Raw genomic sequence first — 17,333 nt, forward strand, 5'->3', positions numbered from 1 at the left:
GAACAGGAAGGCGGATAGGAAGGTGGGCGGCGCCGGCACCTTGCCAACGCAAATTGGATCCAATAATAGATTATTGGATCCAATAGTACAATCCGGGACGAACGAGATGCCAGCGGACCAGGCCCATGCGAGCTAGCAGCAATACCAGCCAAGCACTGCACCAGACCATACGCGACACCTTGCGGGAGGAGATTCTTGCGGGTGCCCTGCCGGGCGGGACGCAACTGCGGCAGGACGCCTTGGCGCAGCGTTTCAACGCCAGCCGCCTGCCCGTCCGGGAAGCGCTCAAGCAATTGGAGTCGGAAGGACTGGTGACTTACCAGATGCACCGGGGCGCGGTGGTCGCCAGCATGGACCTGGAGCAGCTCTGCGAGCTGCTGGACATACGCGTCGCATTGGAGTGCCACGCCGCCAGGCTGGCGGTGCCAAACATGGTCGAACGCGACTTCACCGCGATGGAGCGCATCCTGACGGAATACTCGGCGGCAGCCAGCGTGGCGCAATGGGCGGAGTACAACCGGCAATTCCACCTGGCGCTGTCAGCGCCGGCCAATAATCGACGTTTGCTGCGGCTCATCGAGGAGTACTGCCTGAATACGGATCGCTACATGCATGTCGCGATGTCCCAGGTGATGGGCAAGGAGCAGCCGCAGCGCGACCATTACCGCTTGTTGGAATACTGTCGCAAGCGTGACGCGGCACGCGTGGCGGCCCTGCTGGAGTCGCACATCCTGGACACCAGGCGCGAGCTGATGGCGTCGGTGCGCGGGGCGCGATGACGCACGGACTGCTCACAGCCCATGGTGGACTCCTTGAAACGAAGGGACGATGCTCATAAACCAGCAGCCGTTTCGACTACCGGATGGTGTCCGGGTGGTGCGGAACTGACGGTCGCGTCGGTATCGGAGTCGTCCTGCCAACCCGCGCCCAGCGCCTTGTAGAGTGCGATGGCGCCGCTCACTTCCTTCCCCTGGCTTTGGGCCAGTGCGTCACGTGCTTGATTGGCCGCGCGCTGGGCGGTAAGCACCGGAAGATAGGCGGTCAGGCCATTGCGATAGAGCCGCGTTGCGCGATCGAGCGCCTTTTGGCTGTCAGCCACCGCCGCGGCCAGCGAGGCTTGTCGACCACGTTCGCTGTTCAGCGTCGTCAGGGCGTCTTCCACATCGCGCAGCGCCAGTCGCACGTCGCGCGCATAGGCCAGCCGCGCCTCAGCGGCGCCAGCCTGTGCCGCCGTAACGCCAGCTTTTGCCCGGCCGCCTTCGTAGAGCGCCTGGCTCGCCTCCATACCTGCTGACCACGCCAGGCTCGCGCCAGAAAACAGGTCGTGCAGCAGACTGGCCGTGGTACCGAAATTAAACGGAATGGTGAAGTGTGGAAACCGAGCGGCCTCGGCCACCCCGATCAGCGCCGTAGCGCTGGCTAGCCGCCGTTCGTCTGCTTGCAAGTCGGGACGCTGGCGAATCACCTCCGAAGGCAATGCCAACGGCAGCGCCGGAGCCACGAGCAGCGTCGGCGCGGATTCGATCAGTGTGGCCCGCCAATCACCAGGGAACCCGCCCGCCAGTACCCCGATGGAGTGGCTCAGGCGCGCGATCTCGGCTTCCAATACGGGAGGCTGCGCTTCGACAGCTTCACGCTCGGCACGGGCCTGGGCGACCTCGGCAGACGTACCCAGGCCGCGCTGCAATGCCCGCTCGGTCAATTGCTCGCCCTCGATCAGATAGCGGATATTGTCGCGGACGATGGCGGCACGCGCCTGCGCCGTGCGCAGTTCGGCATAGTCGGCGGCCAGTTCGGCCAGTAAGCTCACCTGAAAGGCATGGCGGTCGTCTGCCAAGGCATCGACACCTGCATCGGCCGCCTCGACTGCCCGCCGGGTGCCCCCGAATACGTCCAGTTCCCAGCTCGCATCCAAGCCGGCACGCCAGGTGCGGGACCGGCCGATGCCCGGCGGCCAGTCCAGTGCCTTGCTGGAACGCAGAGCCTGCGCTGTCCCTCCCGCTGAAACGGTCGGTCCGAGCTCGGCCGCGACCTGGATGCGCTCGGCGCGCGCCTGTTGCAGCCGCGCTTGTGCAATGCCGAGATCCTGGTTGTTGGCTAACGCCTGTTCGACCAGCCGATCCAGCACCGGGTCCTTGAATGACTGCCACCATGTTTGCAGGCGCTCACGGTCCGCCGACGCGAAATTGCCGTGAGCTTCGTTCCATTGGGACGGCGTACTGACCTTCAGGGGGCGGTAATCGGGACCGACCGTCGTGCAACCGGACAGCCAGGTTGCCAGGAGCGCCGCCGCAAGGGTAGCCGACCGGCTGCTGCCCGGACCTGTATGGCGGGAAAAATGAGGGAATGTGCGTGCCATAACCGGGATTACATCCAGCGATGCAAAAGCGAGGTCAAGCGCCCTTGGGGAACGGTGCTTTGTCCGGACTGGCCGACCTCAATGCTGCATGTCATACCGGCCACTAGCACGATACTGGCAGGCACTTGATCGATTTCGACCCGGACCGGGATACGCTGGGCTAGACGCACCCAACTGAAACTCGGCTCGACGCTGGGCAAGCCTTGAGCATCAGCCTGTTCGTTGGCGTCGGTGATGCCGCGCCCGATACTGGCAACACGCCCGTGTATCAGTTCTTCAAAACCCATCAAGCGAACCTGCGCTGGCGCTCCGGGATGGATGCCATGAAGCTTGGTTTCTTCGAAATATCCAGTGATCCAGAAGCTATGTGCGTCAAGCAAGGCGATGTTCGGATGTCCGGCCCCTGCATAGTCGCCCCGGCGTAGCCGTAAATGCGTCACATAGCCGTCCACGGGTGCCCGCAAGGTAGTGCGCTCCAGATCCAGATGCGCAACGTCCAGCGCGACCTGTGCGCGGCGTTGCTCGGCTTGGGCGATGGCGACGGCCTGGTTTGCACGATGAATGTCTTCGCGTGGCACCAGATCGTCCATGCCCTTGCGGCGCTGTGCGTCGTCGCGCTTCTGACCCAGCGCAGCCGTTGCTGCCGCGAGTTGCGCCTCGGCTTGGGCCACGGCGAGTTGGAAGCGCTCGGGGTCGATGCGATAGAGCACGTCTCCGCGGTTGACGTATTGGTCATCGACCACCGGGACGTCGATCACGGTTCCGTTGACTTCGGGAGCGATGCCTACGACCTGCGCGCTTACGCGGCCGTCGCGGGTCCAAGGCGCGAGCACGTAAGCCCGCCAGAGCGCACTGACCAGCATCCCCGCAGCGGTGACTGCCAACAGTGTCAAGGCCGCCTTCGCGGCAGGTTTCAAGAAGGAGATAGTGCTAGACATACAGGATGAGGATCGAAATCAGGCAAAGGGAAAGAGCAAACTCAAACAGGGCGGGATGCCAGATCCAGCGCAGAAGACCGCTGCGGGCGAGCAGGAAACGCAGCCACAGAAAAAGCGGTACGGTGATGCAGGCATAGACAAAGAACGGCGGCAGATAGACGCCGGCCAGGGCGACTTCACTGAGCATGGGCAGAACTCCGAGGCAGCGTGGAAAAATAGCCTGCGTGGCCTTCGAGCACCTTGGCTACGTCGACCAGCGCGGCGGCTAAACGGTGCGGCTCGCTGCTACGGGCGTCGTCGGTCACGAACTGTCCAAGGCTGCGTGCGGCGCGGCGTGCATGCCCAGCGGCCCGGTCAGGGGAATCGGCCCTGCGAGCCATCCTGTGCAATGCGATCACCACCACCAGACGCAGGGGCGATGCGGAAGGTGTGCGCCGCAGCCATTGGTGCAGGCGCAATAGTTCGCGGCCCAGGTGCAAACTTGCCAGCGCTTCGTCGAGCGCATGGTCCATCGCGGCGGGCCTGGATTTGAGCAGGGCACCGAGCTGTGCCAAGCGATGTTGCTGGCGTAGCTGCCAGAGGCGATGGCCGGTCTTGCCACCGCGCAACACGGCAAGCGCTTCGTCGCGGATTCGGCGGCGCAACCGTTCAATGTCACGAACCGGATTGCGCGGCCAGAAAAGCTTGAACCCTAGAAATGTCAGCGCGGTGCCGGCCAACCATGCCAACGACCAGTTCAGGAATAGCGTAAGGTCATAATGCATTGGGTTGTCCGCGGCGATTAACGTATTAAGCCCAACGAGATAGGCAAGCCCCGCCAAGGTATGGGCGGGAATGCTCGTGGCATAGATGCCAGGTAGCCAGAACAGGGCCAGTGTGATCAATAGCAGCGGCATTCCCTCGATATGAGGCAGCACGAAAAATGCGCACAGGAACGCAGTGGGAATGGCGTAGAGCGTTCCTTTCAAGAATTGAAATGCGCCCGCAGCGGGATTTGGCGAAGGAGAAAGCAATGCACAATAAGGAGCGGCGATCAGCAGCATGATGTCGCCGGCGGGCCAACCGCTCGCGATCCACAGTGCACCGGCTGCGACGATCACCAGCATCGCCCGCGAGCCATTCTGTAGCGCCGTTGCCGTGTCTCGATGAAAGTGCACAGGGGAGCTTCCAGCACCTCGACGTGATTGATGCAGCGAGGCGATGCCTTCCAGTGCGGTCAAATAGTCGTCGATCTGTTCGACCAGCCGGTCACCGGTAATGAGAAGCGCGGCTTCTCCGGCCGGTTCGTCCAGGGGCAACTCGGCAAGCGTCTGACTCACTTGCATGCGGGCATGGCGCAGTTGTCGTATCGCCGTCTCGATGCCTTGCACGCCACCGGCGACCTCCTGTTCTACTTTGTTCCATGCATTTTGCAGTGTCGGCTGCAAGGCACGAAGCGCTTGCATAGTTGCGCTGTGCGGCCGTAGCCGCGGTGCGCCGCCAACCACCGCGGCGAATAGGGATGCCATCGCATGTCGCACGGCTGCGGCGCGCTGCGCCAAGTCGGCCGACTCGGCTTTACCCAGGGCCAGCAAGTCATCCACGTCATAGATTTCGGCCATGAGGCCGCGTTGCGCTGGCGCGACCCGTGGCGGTGCGCTGGTGCCGTTATCGCCTTCCGATGTTCTCCACTGTGACGCGATAAAACTCGCTGTCGCGGCGGCAAGTCGATTAAGCAGCGATTCGAGCTTGCCGCGCACGCTGCGTCGACTGAATAGTGCGGACACCAAACTCACGCAGATAACTCCGATCGCCACGGTGGAGGCTCTACCCACAGCCTGCTCGAAAGCATGTTCTGGATGTTGCATGACGCCAAGGGTCGCCAAGCCGATCGTGTAACCCGCTACAGCTGCGCCGTAGGTCCGGAAGTGACGCAGCAGACTCATGGCCGCAACGCAAATGCCGAGCCAAAAGCCGTCGGCCAGCACGAATAACCATGGCATCTGCGCGAATGCGGCAGTCAGGGCCAAAGCCGCGAACATTCCAATAAGTGTTCCGAACAACCTCCATCGGCCCTTACCGATAATCGCTCCTTGTACCGGGTTTAGTACGAGCAGAACGGTAGTCGCCGCGGAATACGGCATGTCCAACTCAAGTAAATAGGCTATCGTCAGCGCCAGCCAGGCCGCCAGAATAGAGCGCAGGACATAGGTCGCCCGCGGGGTGAGGAGGTCCAGCCGCGCGGGTCCGTGGGCAAGCCCGGCGAGCAGCCGCTTACGGGTCGATATAGGGGCGTCCGGGGACGCCGGCGGCACTGTTTCCGGACGCACGTAAGCTCTTTTCTGAAGTGATGGTCCGCCTACTTTAGGCCGGGCACTTCGTTCAGAAAAGTGACTTTATTTGAATCGATGATTGCATATCACGCACTGGTCGGACACGGTGGGTGCCACGCTATGTTTGCGCCGTACTGCACATCGAATCCATGGGCTCGCCGTCGTCGCACAGTTCCCGGATCTTCCGGCGCAGCCACTGATGCGCGGGATCGTTCTGAAAGCGCGGATGCCACGCCTGGGTGAATAGCACCGTTTCCAGCGGTACCGGCAGATCAAACAATCGGACCCGGAGGCCAGCCGCGACCGCGCTGTGCGCCAAATGCCCGGGTAGCGGCAACAGCAGGTCGGAATCCTGCAAGGCGAAGAGGGCCGTAAAAGGCGCGGATACGACCAGAGCAACATGGCGGCGCAACCCCTGGGCTTCCAGGGCGGCGTCGATCGGGCCTGCCGACTTGCCGCGCCGGGATACGCCGATGTGGCCCCATCGGGTCAGCCGCTCGGCCGTGATGTCGTCGTCGAAGATAGGATGATTCTCGCGGGCGATGCCGACGAAGGTGGTGGTGAACAATGGCTGTACACGGATTTCCGGCCCAAGCTTGCGCGACGCACTGATGAAGAGGTCGATGCGCCCGCTGCGTAACGCCTCATTGTCAACATCATCTTTCTCAGGCGAAAAGCGCAGCATGGCGCGCGGCATGTCAGTCGCCACCGCTTCCAGTAATCGCCCCGAGTGAATACCCACGAACACGTCGTTGGCGCGCACGTTGAAGCGACGCTCAAGTGTCTTCAAATCAACGTCGGCGGTGGGCCTGAGCACCTGGCTAGCCTGTTCGACCGCTGCTCGGACTTGTTCACGCAGCGCCAGGGCCCGGGGAGTGGGCACCAGTTTGCGCCCTGCCTGCACGAACACGGGATCACCGAGTGTTTCACGAATACGGCCCAAGGTACGGCTCATGGCCGGCGGACTCAGGTTCATGCGTCGGGCCGCGCCGACTACGCTGCCTTCTTCCAGCAGGGTGTCCAGCGCAAGCAGCAGGTTCAGATCGGGGTGATCCATCGCGCGCCTTGTTTGGATTGCACAGAATAGAATCCTCTCTCTTTACCAGTGCCGTGATTGGTAGTCAAACATGCCGTGTGGCCCAGGCTTTGGGCGTGTTACTACGTTGCTATGGTTGGTTGGGGAAAGTCAGTATCGCCTTCGGTTAATCGGTGCTTAGACGTGTCGCCGACTCCAGCGCAATCCGGTTGACCAAAACGATGCCGATGGTTGTCCACCATTCGCCAGCCGCCAGGTCCATCATTCGCGCTTCGTCCTTGGCAATGGTCGTTTGTTCGGAACTGCGCAAGAAATCCTCCAAGTCACCTACGCTGGCGAAGTTCATTAGCGTCACGCCGTCGATGGCGCTTGCCTGCGGGTGATACAGCGGCTGACCCGGTTCGGTCGGTCCAATGTTGTGCAGCTGCACGTAGCGCCTGGCCCAACGCCCGGATTGCGCCGCTGCAAGTGGTGCATGATCGTGCAGCCACCATCTCTGGAAATCCTGGCGGCTGATCGATTGGTCGCGCACATGCAGTTTGACCAGCGTGATGGCCTCATTGCCCATGGCACTGGGCGCGATCACGTACTGGCGCGACAGCACTGGGGCAATGTCGCGGAAGATGGCCTGGTCTTCGGGCAGGATTTTCTCGCGCACGCGGGCGGTGCCCAGGACCACGGCAACATCCTCTGGACTGGCGAAATTCAGATAGGCGATGCCATCCCAGCGCGGACGGCGGTAGGCTTCGATCCGGCCAATAACAGTAGGCCACAGCTTGCCTTGTGCATCGACGGGCGCGCGGTATGGTGGCGCGTCGGTATGACTGGGCCCTGGTGCAAAGCGGTGTAGTTGGTCATAACGCAGCAAACGATCCAGGCTTCGGTCGTCCGGCGCTTCGGCATGGACGAAGCGCACGCCATGCACCTTGCGCCAATACTCACCCCAATGCTCGAAGTTGAGGTTCGGGTTCCCCTCGAAGGCATTGTCAGCGGCGTCAGCGGCTGGATCGGCGATGACGTTGCCAGCATGGTCCAGTACATGGCCATCGGCGCGTCGACGTTCGGTCAACGGTGTATTGTCGGCCCGCGAAAGCAGGGAAAACAATACTGTCAGCGGTCGGTCGCCACCAGGCCGCGGTTGAAGATAGGGGGGGCGGAACAATTGCTCCTCGACAGTCTTGGTCATCGGGAATGATCTCCAGAAGGACGATGAAGAAAGGAAACGGCCAGCGCAGTGCCGCCGGCCAGCGCAGAAAATCCATAGAGGCCAGGCGCGCCGGCAAGTGTCCATGTGGTGCTGCCTATGGCGGCACCCGCTGCCATGCCGACCATCGCTCCCGTCATCAGCAAACCGTTGAGCCGGCTGCGTGCTTGTGGATCCAGTCCGTTGGCCAGAAGCCACACGGCACCATTCATGCGGGACGACATTGAGGGAGCCAACAAAGGCATCTAGACACTCGTTTTTATCTCGTGGGCACGACAACCCACTCCAAGCGCATAATATTGGCGAATCACAATCGGATATATGCTCTATTAATCGCAATTGAGTTGAGTAAAAGTCGTCGATGAGTGCGCTATGAAAACGCCTGATCCTTTTCGCGGCATCCGCGTCTTCATGCAGGTGATCCAGGCCGGTAGCTTCACGCTGGCGGCCGAACGGTTGGACATGAGCAAATCGGGGGTCGCCAAAAGCATTGCCCGTCTCGAAGCCGACCTGGGGGTGCGACTTTTCCAGCGCACGACAAGGCGCCTGAGCTTGACTAATGAGGGCCGGCAATTCAGCGATGGTTGCGCGCGGGCGATAGCCGAGCTGGAGAACGCGCAGATGCAGGTCACGACGCGACAGCAGGAACTGGCGGGACGCTTGCGTGTCGACTTGCCTGTGGTTTTTGGCCGGCGCTGGGTACTGCCAGCGCTGCTGGAAATCGCCGCTGCCTATCCGGCACTCGAACTCGACGTGACCTTGAGCGATCGCCGGGTCGATCCGGTCGAGAATGGCATTGACTTGGTGATCCGCATTGGATCATTGCAAGACAGCGCCACGCTGATCGCCAAGCCGCTGGGCGTGCAACAGGCCGTTTTGGTGGCGCATCCCGACTATCTAGACCGGCACGGCCGGCCGCAAACCCTGGACGATCTGCACCATCACGCCTGCATCACCTTTGGCAGCGGCGGGCAGGCGCGGCCTTGGCACTTTCTGGATCGCCACGGCCATAGTCTGTCGTTGACCGTCCATGGGCGGCTGGGCCTGAACCATAGTGAAGCCATCTTGGACGCAGCCCTGGCTGGGCATGGAATCGCGCTGCTGTCGGACTGGCTGGTGGCCGAGCACTTGTCCGCGGCGCGATTGAGGCGAGTTTTGCCCCTGGTAAGTACCCAAGGCTTCCCGATTCATGCGGTATGGCAGAAAAACCAACTTCTGTCGGCTAGAGTGCGCCATGTTGTCGATTTGCTGGAAAAGCGGTTTGTACCCAAAGCGCCTTGGCATGTCGGAGCGCTTGTAGATGGCGTCGCTCTGCCTCAGCGCACTTCCTCTCTCGTAGCGGGTGGCTCGCCGCCTTGAATTGCGATCGGATAGTCGGTATAGCCTGCGGCGGCACCGCCGAAGAAGCGCCCCGAGTCGGGCGTTGCAAGAGACCAGCCGTGGCGCAGGCGTGCAGGTAGATCAGGGTTGGCGACGAAGGGCCGGCCGAAACCGATCAAATCTGCCCAACCATTGCGCAGTGCGATCTGCGCGCGCTCCAGCGTGTATTTGCCTGCATAGATAAGCGTGCCACCGTAGATGAGTCGTAGCGCCTCCTTGAAGGCCGCGGGCATGTCGGGAGCATCCTCCCAATCGGCCTCGGCGATGTGGAGGTACGCGACACCGATGTCATTGAGTATCTTTGCCGCCCCCAGGTAGGTGGATTGCGGCGTGTTGTCCACGGCGCCCTGCAGCGTGGTCAGCGGCGCCAGCCGGACGCCAACGCGATTACGCCCGACGACCTCAACCACTGCCTCGGTGACTTCTTGCAGGAAGCGCAGCCGATTGACTAACGAGCCGCCGTACCCATCCGTGCGCGTATTCGCCTCGGAGTCGATGAATTGGTTGATGAGGTAGCCATTGGCCCCGTGCAGTTCCACGCCATCGAAGCCCGCCTCCAAGGCATTGCGTCCGGCGACAGCAAAATCCTGAACGACTTGGGCAATCTCCGCTTCGGGCAGCGCACGGGGAGCTGAATGTTGCACCATACCGCCGATGCCCAATCGCGGCCCTTTCCGTTCGGGGTCGATGAACACCTTGACGCCGTCGGCCACCAGCGGCGAGGATGACACCGGCGCCGCGCCGCCGGGTTGCAGCGAGGTGTGAGAAATGCGGCCGACATGCCAGAGCTGGGCGAACATGCGTCCGCCGGCGGCATGGACGGCGTCAGTGACGCCGCGCCAGCCCGCCACTTGCTCTGGCGTATGGATGCCTGGCGTCCAAGCGTAGCCCTGGCCCTGCTGACTGATCTGCGTGCCCTCGCTGACGATCAGGCCGGCCGAGGCGCGCTGGGCGTAATACGCCGCCATCAGCGCGGTGGGCACATTGCCCGCTCCCGACCGCGAACGGGTCATAGGCGGCATGACGATGCGGTTGGGTAGTTCCAGGTGTCCCAGGCGATAAGGCGTGAATAGCATGGTTCAACGCTCCCGTGGGATCTTGGGAACAACATCGCCGCGCGAGGTGTCGAGTCCCGGCAACAAGGCAGCGAGATCGACGGCTTCGGCCATCGCGCGGTTGCCTTCGTCGCCGGGGTGTAGATGGTCGCCGGAATCGTAGCGCGCAGCGATCCTGGCTGGATGGAGGGGATCGCGCAGTACCGCATCGAAGTCGATTACTGCATCGAATACGCCGCTATGGCGTATCCAATCGTTCACTTGCCGACGCAGGGCGTCCTTGTCGGGACGGTAGTAGTTGTCCAGCGGCGTGCCAGGCAATGCTCCCTCGAACGGTGTCAGCGTTGTGCCGATCACGCGTACACCATGACTGTGGGCTTGCTCGACCAATTGCCGATACCCCGCGGTCAAATCGTCCAGTGTCGGCCGGCGCGCTTCTCGTGCAAAAGCGGTTCCCGGCCATGAAATATCGTTGATGCCGAGCATCACGATCACGCTGCGGACACCAGGTTGTCCAAGAACGTCTCGGTCCAACCGTGCCAGCGCATTGACGCCCATGCCGTCGGACAGTAGGCGCGCGCCGGAGATGCCGGCATTGACGACGGCAACGCCGTGCGGAGCTAATCGAGCGGCCAGGAAGTCCGGCCAGCGGCTGTCTTTGTCGAGGGTGGCGGTCGCGCCATCGGTGATCGAGTCACCGATTACCGCGACCGCCCGAGCGGACTGCTCGGTTTCGACCTGAATGCCAGTCAGTAGCGGCCGGGCCGTGGTGCTCTGTATGGCGGCGTCATCCCTCTGCGTCAGCGCCAAGGTCGTGCTCTGGTCACCGGGCGCGATCCAGCCGGTTTGTCGGCCATCCCAATGAAATGTGCTCATTGGTGTCGCATTCGGCAAATAGAGACTTACCGCCACTTGTGCCAACGCTGGCATAGGCAAGGCTACGGCATCGCTGACCAGTGACGCGCCGGGAAAAATGCTCGCACCCTCCCGGCCGCCAAACGTCACGGTACGCAAGCTGCCGGCCACCACTTCGCCTCCTTGCTTGGGCTGTGCGACCGTAGCCTTGCCCACGGTAAGCGGCTGGCTGCCGTAGGTGTTGGACAACACGATACGCAGGCGTTGTCCGCCCAAGCTGATGCGCGCTACCTGACGCACGGTCTGGTTGTGCAATACCGGTGGGACATTTACGGGAAACAGGAAATCCGCTCCCCAGATCGGTTGCGGGCTGGCTTGCCAGGTGGCTACCCAGGCTGGGGGGCCCGCTATTGCGGATGTGGCGGCCATGGCGCTGCCGCCTGCCAAGGCCAAGGCCAAGGTCAGAACTGCCGAGGTGGTTGGTGCCGGCGTCGTATATTTCGTCATTACAGTGAATTCATAGTCCGTTAATGTAGAAATGATGAATTCAAAGACTAGATTGGGATAGACTTCCGATAGGAACATCATCTGTGAATCGAACTCATCGAGGAGACGGTCATCGCCCGCCTGGAAGTCAACCGATCAGGTGAACTGGAAGTGTTCGTGCGTGTCATCGAGCTGGGCGGCTTCTCTGCTGCCGCCCGAGCCTGTGGCATGACGCCCTCGGCCGTCAGCAAGTTGGTGGCACGCTTGGAGCAACGCTTGGGCACGCGCCTGGTGAACCGCTCCACTCGACAGCTTCAACTCACGCCAGAAGGTTGTGCGTTCTACGAGCGCGGCGTGCGTATCCTGGCCGACCTGGACGAAGCTGAACGCTGCGCGAGCGAACGCACGGCACCCCGCGGTCGCTTGCGTGTGAACGCCAACGTACCCTTCGGGCATCACTTCTTGCTGCCGTTAGCGACCGAGTTCCTGGAGCGTCATCCTGATGTGACACTGGACATCGTGCTGACCGACGACGTCATCGACATTCTGGAGCAACGTACCGATGTCGCTGTTCGTGCCGGCCCGCTGAAAAGCTCGAACCTGGTTGCACGCAGGCTAGGCGGGACGCGCATGATGATCGTAGGCGCACCAAGCTACCTTGCTCGGCACGGCATGCCAGCCACACCAGAAGAACTGCTTTCACACAATCGCTTGGGTGCAAACTACGTGCGAGCGCAATCCGGCTGGCCGCTTCGATATGCGGGTGAGGAAGTCTCGCTTCCAGTGACGGGCAATGCGCAGGCCAGCGATGGCGAAGCATTGCGCCATCTAGCTCTGGCTGGTCTAGGGCTGGTACGTCTGGCCGCCTTCCAGGTGCGCGACGATATTGCAGCCGGACGGCTGCTGCCAGTGCTCGAAGATTGCAACCCAGGCGATGTCGAGGAAATCCACGCAGTCTATGTTGGCCAAGGTGGCTACCTGCCGCTGCGCGTGCGTGCCTTTTTGGATTTTTTAGCCGAGCGGGTAAGTATCAGCCGGCAAAAGTCCATGCCATCGTCGAGCAGCGCGTAGCGCCCGCCAGCGCCACAGGCTGTGCCGGTAGTGGCGGGTCACGCGCTGCGTGTCGCGCTGGCCCCTCAACGACAGATCCTGCGCGCTACGCCCCAGCGGTGCGGACTGCATCCAGCGCGGCCTTTGCGCCATGCATCGGCCGACACTCGTTCCCTGCCAGACCTTCAGCTCCCGCCATCCAGGGGTGGGCATAGATCACCACATCATAGCCATCGGCATGGGCTTGCCCCGCCGCCTGCGCGCATGTCGACATGCAGGCGGCGTGTTTTCCCTCCTGATAAAGAGCCCAGGCTCCGGGGACCAGCTGGACTGTCACACTGGCGCCAGTGTTGGCCGCGTAGCGCTCGAAGAGTGTCCGGTTCGGTGCAATGCTCGATTCGACCGCACACAAAACGGCAAGTTTTTTCCCGGAACGCGACGCAGCCTCTGCCAACGCAGCGTCTGCCCGGATAAAGCGGCACGGGGATGCAGCCATGGTGTCGACCGCGGGACCAAGCGTCGCGCAGGTCACGATTACCGCATCGGCGTCGCTCGCCAGCTCCCGCAGAACGCCATGGACCAATTTGTGCGCGCCGCCGCTCGACGGTGCCTGCTGCTCCATCGCCTGTCGCAGGTCCGCGCGAACGACATGACGAATTTGATCTGGCGACCACCCGGCCTTTGATGCTGCAAGTCCAAAGACCGCTTCGTTACTTTCCATCGTATGCAAAAAAGATATTCTCACGGGAGCTATCCTCTCGAAGTAGGTTTCAGCGCGGATATTTCCATTGTCTCCGTGTCGCATCAAGGCCATTGACCATACTGGTATCTTCAGTTCCTACCATGTTTGGGATGCGGCAACGCCTGGACGGCCAAAATGAGTCAATACGCCGCGTTTGACCGCAGCATTGCTCTATTCCTCATGGGAGTTTTTTGGGCGGCGCGATTGCACCCTGCGAAGTGACCATCCGTTGGAGGCGCGCACCTTCGTGCGCGACTCGCGCCACGTCCAGGCTGAGGGCCAGGTTCGTGGAATCCAACGAGTCGAGTGGAAACCAGCGGGCATCGAGCGCGTCGTCGCCTGCGAGCGGCTCGCCGCTTACGTAGCGGCACAATGCCGCGATGAGCAGGTAGTGCTTGCGCAGCTTTCCAGAAGCGTCGTGGTCGAAGACGTCGACTGCCGTGTAGATGCGCGGTCGGTCCGCGTGTATGCCGGTTTCTTCCAGAAGCTCGCGTACCGCGGCCGCCTCGATGGTTTCGCCGAAATCGATCTTCCCGCCCGGAAAGCCCCAGCGTCCTGCGTCGGGTGGATTGGCGCGTCGCACCAGCAGGACGCTGTCCGAACGGAGAACCACCGCGATCGTGGCGGCAATCGGACGGGCAACCTGGGCGGGCAGGGCAGGGGGAGAATCAGGTGTAGTCATCACGATCTCGCTCGCCAGTTGTGGCGCGGCCTTTAATGCTACACGTCCGCCGCTAGTCAGGAGTCAGGCGATGCCAGATGATCTGCCGGTCGCCGATGGGCCCATGTCGTTGCTGGCGCGAGTACATACCGACAATCGGCGGGCGAGCGCTTTTGTGCTGATGCGTGCGCAAATTCGTTCGTATCGACGTTATTGCCGGATCCGGGCCGCCACATCCAGAATGACTTGCTTCATCCAGATATGGACCTTGCTGTAAGCATAGCGATGTTGGGAGTAGATTCGCCATTCGAATTCGGGCGCCTCGAAAGGCAACGGCCGGCAAACGATACCGTGCTTCGTCAACTTCTCGCCAAAGCGTTCAGAGACAACACCCAGCAGATCTGTCTCGCGGAGCATCTCTGGAACCAGGAGCCACTGGGGGACGTTGACGGTAATGTTCCGGCTCAAGCCTTGGGCCGCAAGTTTACTGTCCACGAAACGCAGGTCGGTCGGGCTCATGGCAACCCGAAGATGGCTCGCCTCCAGAAAACGCTTGAGTGTCAATCGACCTGCGCTTAAGGGATGTCCCTTGCGCATGGCGCAGACCATGCGGTCCGGTAGCAATGGCTCGGAGACAATGGACCGGTCATGCGCGAGTTCGAAACTGACGGCGAAGTCCAGCTGATCTTCCGAAAGTGCACGAATGGAACGCTCTGGAGCCATATGAAGCACATCCAGAACGACTTTTGGCGCTTCATCGGCGAGGCGGCGCATGCAGCCGGGCAGCAGGAGAGTTCCCACCAGGTCGGACATTCGAATCGTGAATGACCGTTCCGACGTCGCTGGTTCGAAGAACGCGTCGCTCTGCATGAGTCGCTCGGTCTGCATCAGGATCTGGTGCACGGATTCGCGCAGTTCCAGTGCCCGATCCGTCGGTTCCATCCCATGCGGTGTCCGAACCAGCAGTTCGTCCTTGAAAAGGGTCCGAAGCCGATTCAGTGCATTGCTCATCGCTGGCTGACTCATGGCCACGCGGGCGGCGGCGCGCGTTACGTGACGTTCTGTTATCAAGGCGTCGAACATCACGAGCAAATTCAGATCGACGGAGCGCAGGTTTATTCGCACGTCGCCACCATTCATATCATCAATGATGCATATGACTATAGCATCGGCCGGACACGGCGACCATGCGCCGGACGGGCTGGCAAGTCGACCGCGGTGCGACAGGCCGCCTCATTGGCGCCGCGAATAGCGGCATTCCAATCATCCATTGGACCGATGGTGACGGGGATCCTAAAGTTGGATCCGAGCAATGCAGCTCCCCATTCATATTTCGGAGTACATCAATGGCAACCGTGGACGCTCTCAAGAAGAAGATCAAGGTAGTGATGTTCGACCAGTACGGGACCGTGGTCGATATGCAGAAGGGATTGACCGAAATTGCCACGCCATTTCTCAAGGGGAAGGGCTGGACGGGCAATCCGGGTTCCTTCGTCACCTGGTGGCGCCGTACACATTTCGAAAACTCCATGATCGATGCGCTGCTGCACAAAGAGCACACGCCGTATCGCGAAATCGGGCACCGCGCTGTTGCGTACACCTTGGATCGCGCGGGAATTTCCTACACCGACGATGAGGTCCGGTACTTGGTTGGCTGCATTGAAAAGCTGAAGTGTTTCCCGGACGTGCCGGAGGCCCTGGCGCGATTACAGACCAGATACAAGATTGTGGTGCTGTCCAACGGCGATCCTGACATGCTGGAAGCGGCCAAGGCCTACCACGGCGTTCCCTTCGATAACGTCATCTCGGTAGCGGAGGCAAACTCCTTCAAACCTCATGTCGCGACTTATACGAAAGCGGCGGAAATCATTGGGGTTCGCATGGACGAAGTGCTGTTTGTCGCAAATCACGCATTCGATTGTCTGGGTGCGAAAGCTGCCGGCATGCACAGCGCCTTCATCGATCGACGCAAGCGGCCCTTTGGCGGCACGCCGCATCAGCCCGACCTTTGGGTCGATGACATGAAGTCGCTCGCCGATCGGATGGTTTAATCATGGGGCCGCTCGCTGGAGTTCGCGTCCTTGACCTGACGCGCGTAGTGTCCGGCCCCTTCTGCAGCATGCTGCTTGGAGATCTGGGCGCGGACGTGATCAAAGTCGAGGAGCCCGAGCGTGGCGATGACAGCCGCGCATTTGGTCCGCCGTTTATCGGCGGGGAAAGCGCGTATTTCCTTTCCGTCAATCGCAACAAGCGCAGCTGCGCCGTGAACCTGCGGGACGAGGAAGGACAACGCATCGTTCAGCAACTCGCCGAACACTGCGATGTGTTGATCGACAATTTTCGCCCAGGCACGATGGAGAGGCTGGGGCTCGATCATCACCGCCTGCGCGTACGCAACCCACGGCTGGTCAGCTGCTCCATTACGGGCTTCGGCCGCACAGGGCCGGACGCCCAACGACCCGGCTATGACCTGATCATTCAGGGTGAGTCCGGCATCATGGATATCACGGGCGCCGCAAGTGGTCCGCCGACCAAGGTCGGTACGTCCATTGGAGATCTCTTGACGGGCCAGTTTGCGGCTCAAGGAATCCTGGCGGCTTTGTTGGAAAGGACGCGGACCGGCAAGGGACGACATGTCGATGTGTCCATGCTGGATAGCATGGCGTCGTTATTGACGTTCAACGCAGGGATATACTTCGCGACGGGACGCAGTCCCACGCGCCGGGGGAATTCCCATGCCACGATTGCTCCCTACGAGACGTTCGAGACCTCGGATGGCTGGCTCAACATCGGCGTCGCGAATGACAAGTTCTGGCAGTTGTTTTGCGGCGTGATCGCTCGCCCTGACCTGGCCACGGATCCCAGGTTCGCGAAGGCGGCAGACCGGGTCACTCTTCGAGACGAGTTGGTCCCCCTTGTTGCCGACATCATCAAACAGCGAACGCGGGAGGCTTGGATCACGGATCTTGCGGCAGCAGGCGTTCCGTATGGTGACATTCGTTCGGTACAGGAAGTCTGCGAAGCCGAGCAGATGACGTCGCGAGGCATGATTCTCGACATGCCGCATCCGACCGCGGGCCTGGTCAAGAATATCGCCAGTCCCTTCCGATTCGATGATCGCGCCGGCGCCGACCATGTGGCGCCTCCTCTGCTTGGTCAACATACGGCGGAAGTGTTGCGTGAGTTTCTAGGCCTTGCCGAGGCGAAGATCTCCGATCTAATCGATCGCGGCGTCATACGCTGCCAATAGGAGCT

17 protein-coding genes are annotated in these 17,333 nt (G+C 61.5%); 5 read left to right on the forward strand and 12 right to left on the reverse strand.

The features are described 5' to 3' along the window. The first annotated feature begins 125 nt into the window (after positions 1–125). The gene (locus tag C7R54_RS08765) at positions 126–779 is read left to right on the forward strand and encodes a GntR family transcriptional regulator (RefSeq protein ID WP_129149812.1); all 654 of its coding nucleotides are present in this window, start codon (positions 126–128) and stop codon (positions 777–779) included. A gap of 53 nt (positions 780–832) precedes the next feature. Here C7R54_RS08765 and C7R54_RS08770 read toward each other — a convergent pair whose 3' ends face one another. From C7R54_RS08770 to C7R54_RS29415, 7 genes are all read right to left on the reverse strand, one after another. Further along, a complete protein-coding gene (locus C7R54_RS08770; protein ID WP_129149813.1) occupies positions 833–2,359 on the reverse strand; it encodes an efflux transporter outer membrane subunit in 1,527 nt (508 codons plus the stop codon). Positions 2,360–2,367: 8 nt separating this feature from the next. Further along, positions 2,368–3,297: an HlyD family secretion protein gene (locus C7R54_RS08775; RefSeq protein WP_129149814.1), complete on the reverse strand. Its 930-nt coding sequence runs from the start codon at positions 3,295–3,297 to the stop codon at positions 2,368–2,370. Next, on the reverse strand, positions 3,290–3,484 hold the full coding sequence (locus C7R54_RS08780) for a DUF1656 domain-containing protein (RefSeq protein WP_129149815.1): 195 nt from the start codon (positions 3,482–3,484) through the stop codon (positions 3,290–3,292). The genes C7R54_RS08775 and C7R54_RS08780 overlap by 8 nt, the downstream gene beginning before the upstream one ends. Then, on the reverse strand, positions 3,474–5,606 hold the full coding sequence (locus C7R54_RS08785) for an FUSC family protein (protein WP_240039440.1): 2,133 nt from the start codon (positions 5,604–5,606) through the stop codon (positions 3,474–3,476). The genes C7R54_RS08780 and C7R54_RS08785 overlap by 11 nt, the downstream gene beginning before the upstream one ends. A 121-nt stretch (positions 5,607–5,727) precedes the next feature. Continuing rightward, on the reverse strand, positions 5,728–6,666 hold the full coding sequence (locus C7R54_RS08790) for a LysR family transcriptional regulator (protein WP_129149816.1): 939 nt from the start codon (positions 6,664–6,666) through the stop codon (positions 5,728–5,730). A 145-nt stretch (positions 6,667–6,811) separates the two neighbouring features. Beyond that, complete coding sequence (locus tag C7R54_RS08795; protein ID WP_129149817.1) at positions 6,812–7,831, reverse strand: EthD domain-containing protein; 1,020 nt, start codon at positions 7,829–7,831, stop codon at positions 6,812–6,814. Further along, complete coding sequence (locus tag C7R54_RS29415; RefSeq protein WP_338026139.1) at positions 7,828–8,094, reverse strand: hypothetical protein; 267 nt, start codon at positions 8,092–8,094, stop codon at positions 7,828–7,830. The genes C7R54_RS08795 and C7R54_RS29415 overlap by 4 nt, the downstream gene beginning before the upstream one ends. Before the next feature lie 127 nt (positions 8,095–8,221). Here C7R54_RS29415 and C7R54_RS08805 point away from each other — a divergent pair, with 127 nt between their 5' ends. Further along, positions 8,222–9,208, forward strand: coding sequence for a LysR family transcriptional regulator (locus tag C7R54_RS08805; protein WP_129149818.1), 987 nt, complete (start codon positions 8,222–8,224; stop codon positions 9,206–9,208). Here C7R54_RS08805 and C7R54_RS08810 read toward each other — a convergent pair. After that, a complete protein-coding gene (locus tag C7R54_RS08810; protein ID WP_129149819.1) occupies positions 9,166–10,305 on the reverse strand; it encodes an alkene reductase in 1,140 nt (379 codons plus the stop codon). The two genes, C7R54_RS08805 and C7R54_RS08810, sit on opposite strands and share 43 nt — an antisense overlap. 3 nt (positions 10,306–10,308) lie before the next feature. Continuing rightward, the gene (locus C7R54_RS08815; protein WP_129150412.1) at positions 10,309–11,646 is read right to left on the reverse strand and encodes an SGNH/GDSL hydrolase family protein; all 1,338 of its coding nucleotides are present in this window, start codon (positions 11,644–11,646) and stop codon (positions 10,309–10,311) included. A gap of 111 nt (positions 11,647–11,757) precedes the next feature. Here C7R54_RS08815 and C7R54_RS08820 point away from each other — a divergent pair, with 111 nt between their 5' ends. After that, entirely contained in the window at positions 11,758–12,696 is a 939-nt protein-coding gene (locus C7R54_RS08820; RefSeq protein WP_129149820.1) for a LysR family transcriptional regulator, read from the forward strand. Between the two features lie 85 nt (positions 12,697–12,781). Here the strand turns inward: C7R54_RS08820 and C7R54_RS08825 are convergent, their stop codons facing one another. The 3 genes from C7R54_RS08825 to C7R54_RS08835 form a co-directional block, all read right to left on the reverse strand. Then, positions 12,782–13,420, reverse strand: a complete 639-nt coding sequence (locus C7R54_RS08825) for an arylsulfatase (protein WP_129149821.1) — start codon at positions 13,418–13,420, stop codon at positions 12,782–12,784. Between the two features lie 175 nt (positions 13,421–13,595). Further along, positions 13,596–14,099 carry an NUDIX hydrolase gene (locus C7R54_RS08830; protein ID WP_129149822.1) on the reverse strand — a complete coding sequence of 168 codons (504 nt, stop codon included), beginning with the start codon at positions 14,097–14,099 and terminating at the stop codon, positions 13,596–13,598. A 189-nt stretch (positions 14,100–14,288) separates the two neighbouring features. Continuing rightward, entirely contained in the window at positions 14,289–15,218 is a 930-nt protein-coding gene (locus tag C7R54_RS08835) for a LysR family transcriptional regulator (protein WP_129149823.1), read from the reverse strand. 206 nt (positions 15,219–15,424) lie between these two features. Here C7R54_RS08835 and C7R54_RS08840 point away from each other — a divergent pair, with 206 nt between their 5' ends. Both C7R54_RS08840 and C7R54_RS08845 read left to right on the forward strand, forming a co-directional pair. Continuing rightward, complete coding sequence (locus C7R54_RS08840; protein WP_129149824.1) at positions 15,425–16,129, forward strand: haloacid dehalogenase type II; 705 nt, start codon at positions 15,425–15,427, stop codon at positions 16,127–16,129. Positions 16,130–16,131: 2 nt separating this feature from the next. Continuing rightward, positions 16,132–17,328 (forward strand): CaiB/BaiF CoA transferase family protein, encoded by a 1,197-nt coding sequence (locus C7R54_RS08845; RefSeq protein ID WP_129149825.1) that lies wholly within the window; start codon positions 16,132–16,134, stop codon positions 17,326–17,328. Positions 17,329–17,333: the final 5 nt, after the last annotated feature.

Origin of the sequence: Achromobacter aloeverae, assembly GCF_004121055.1 — a bacterium.
Lineage (GTDB): Bacteria > Pseudomonadota > Gammaproteobacteria > Burkholderiales > Burkholderiaceae_B > Bordetella_C > Bordetella_C aloeverae.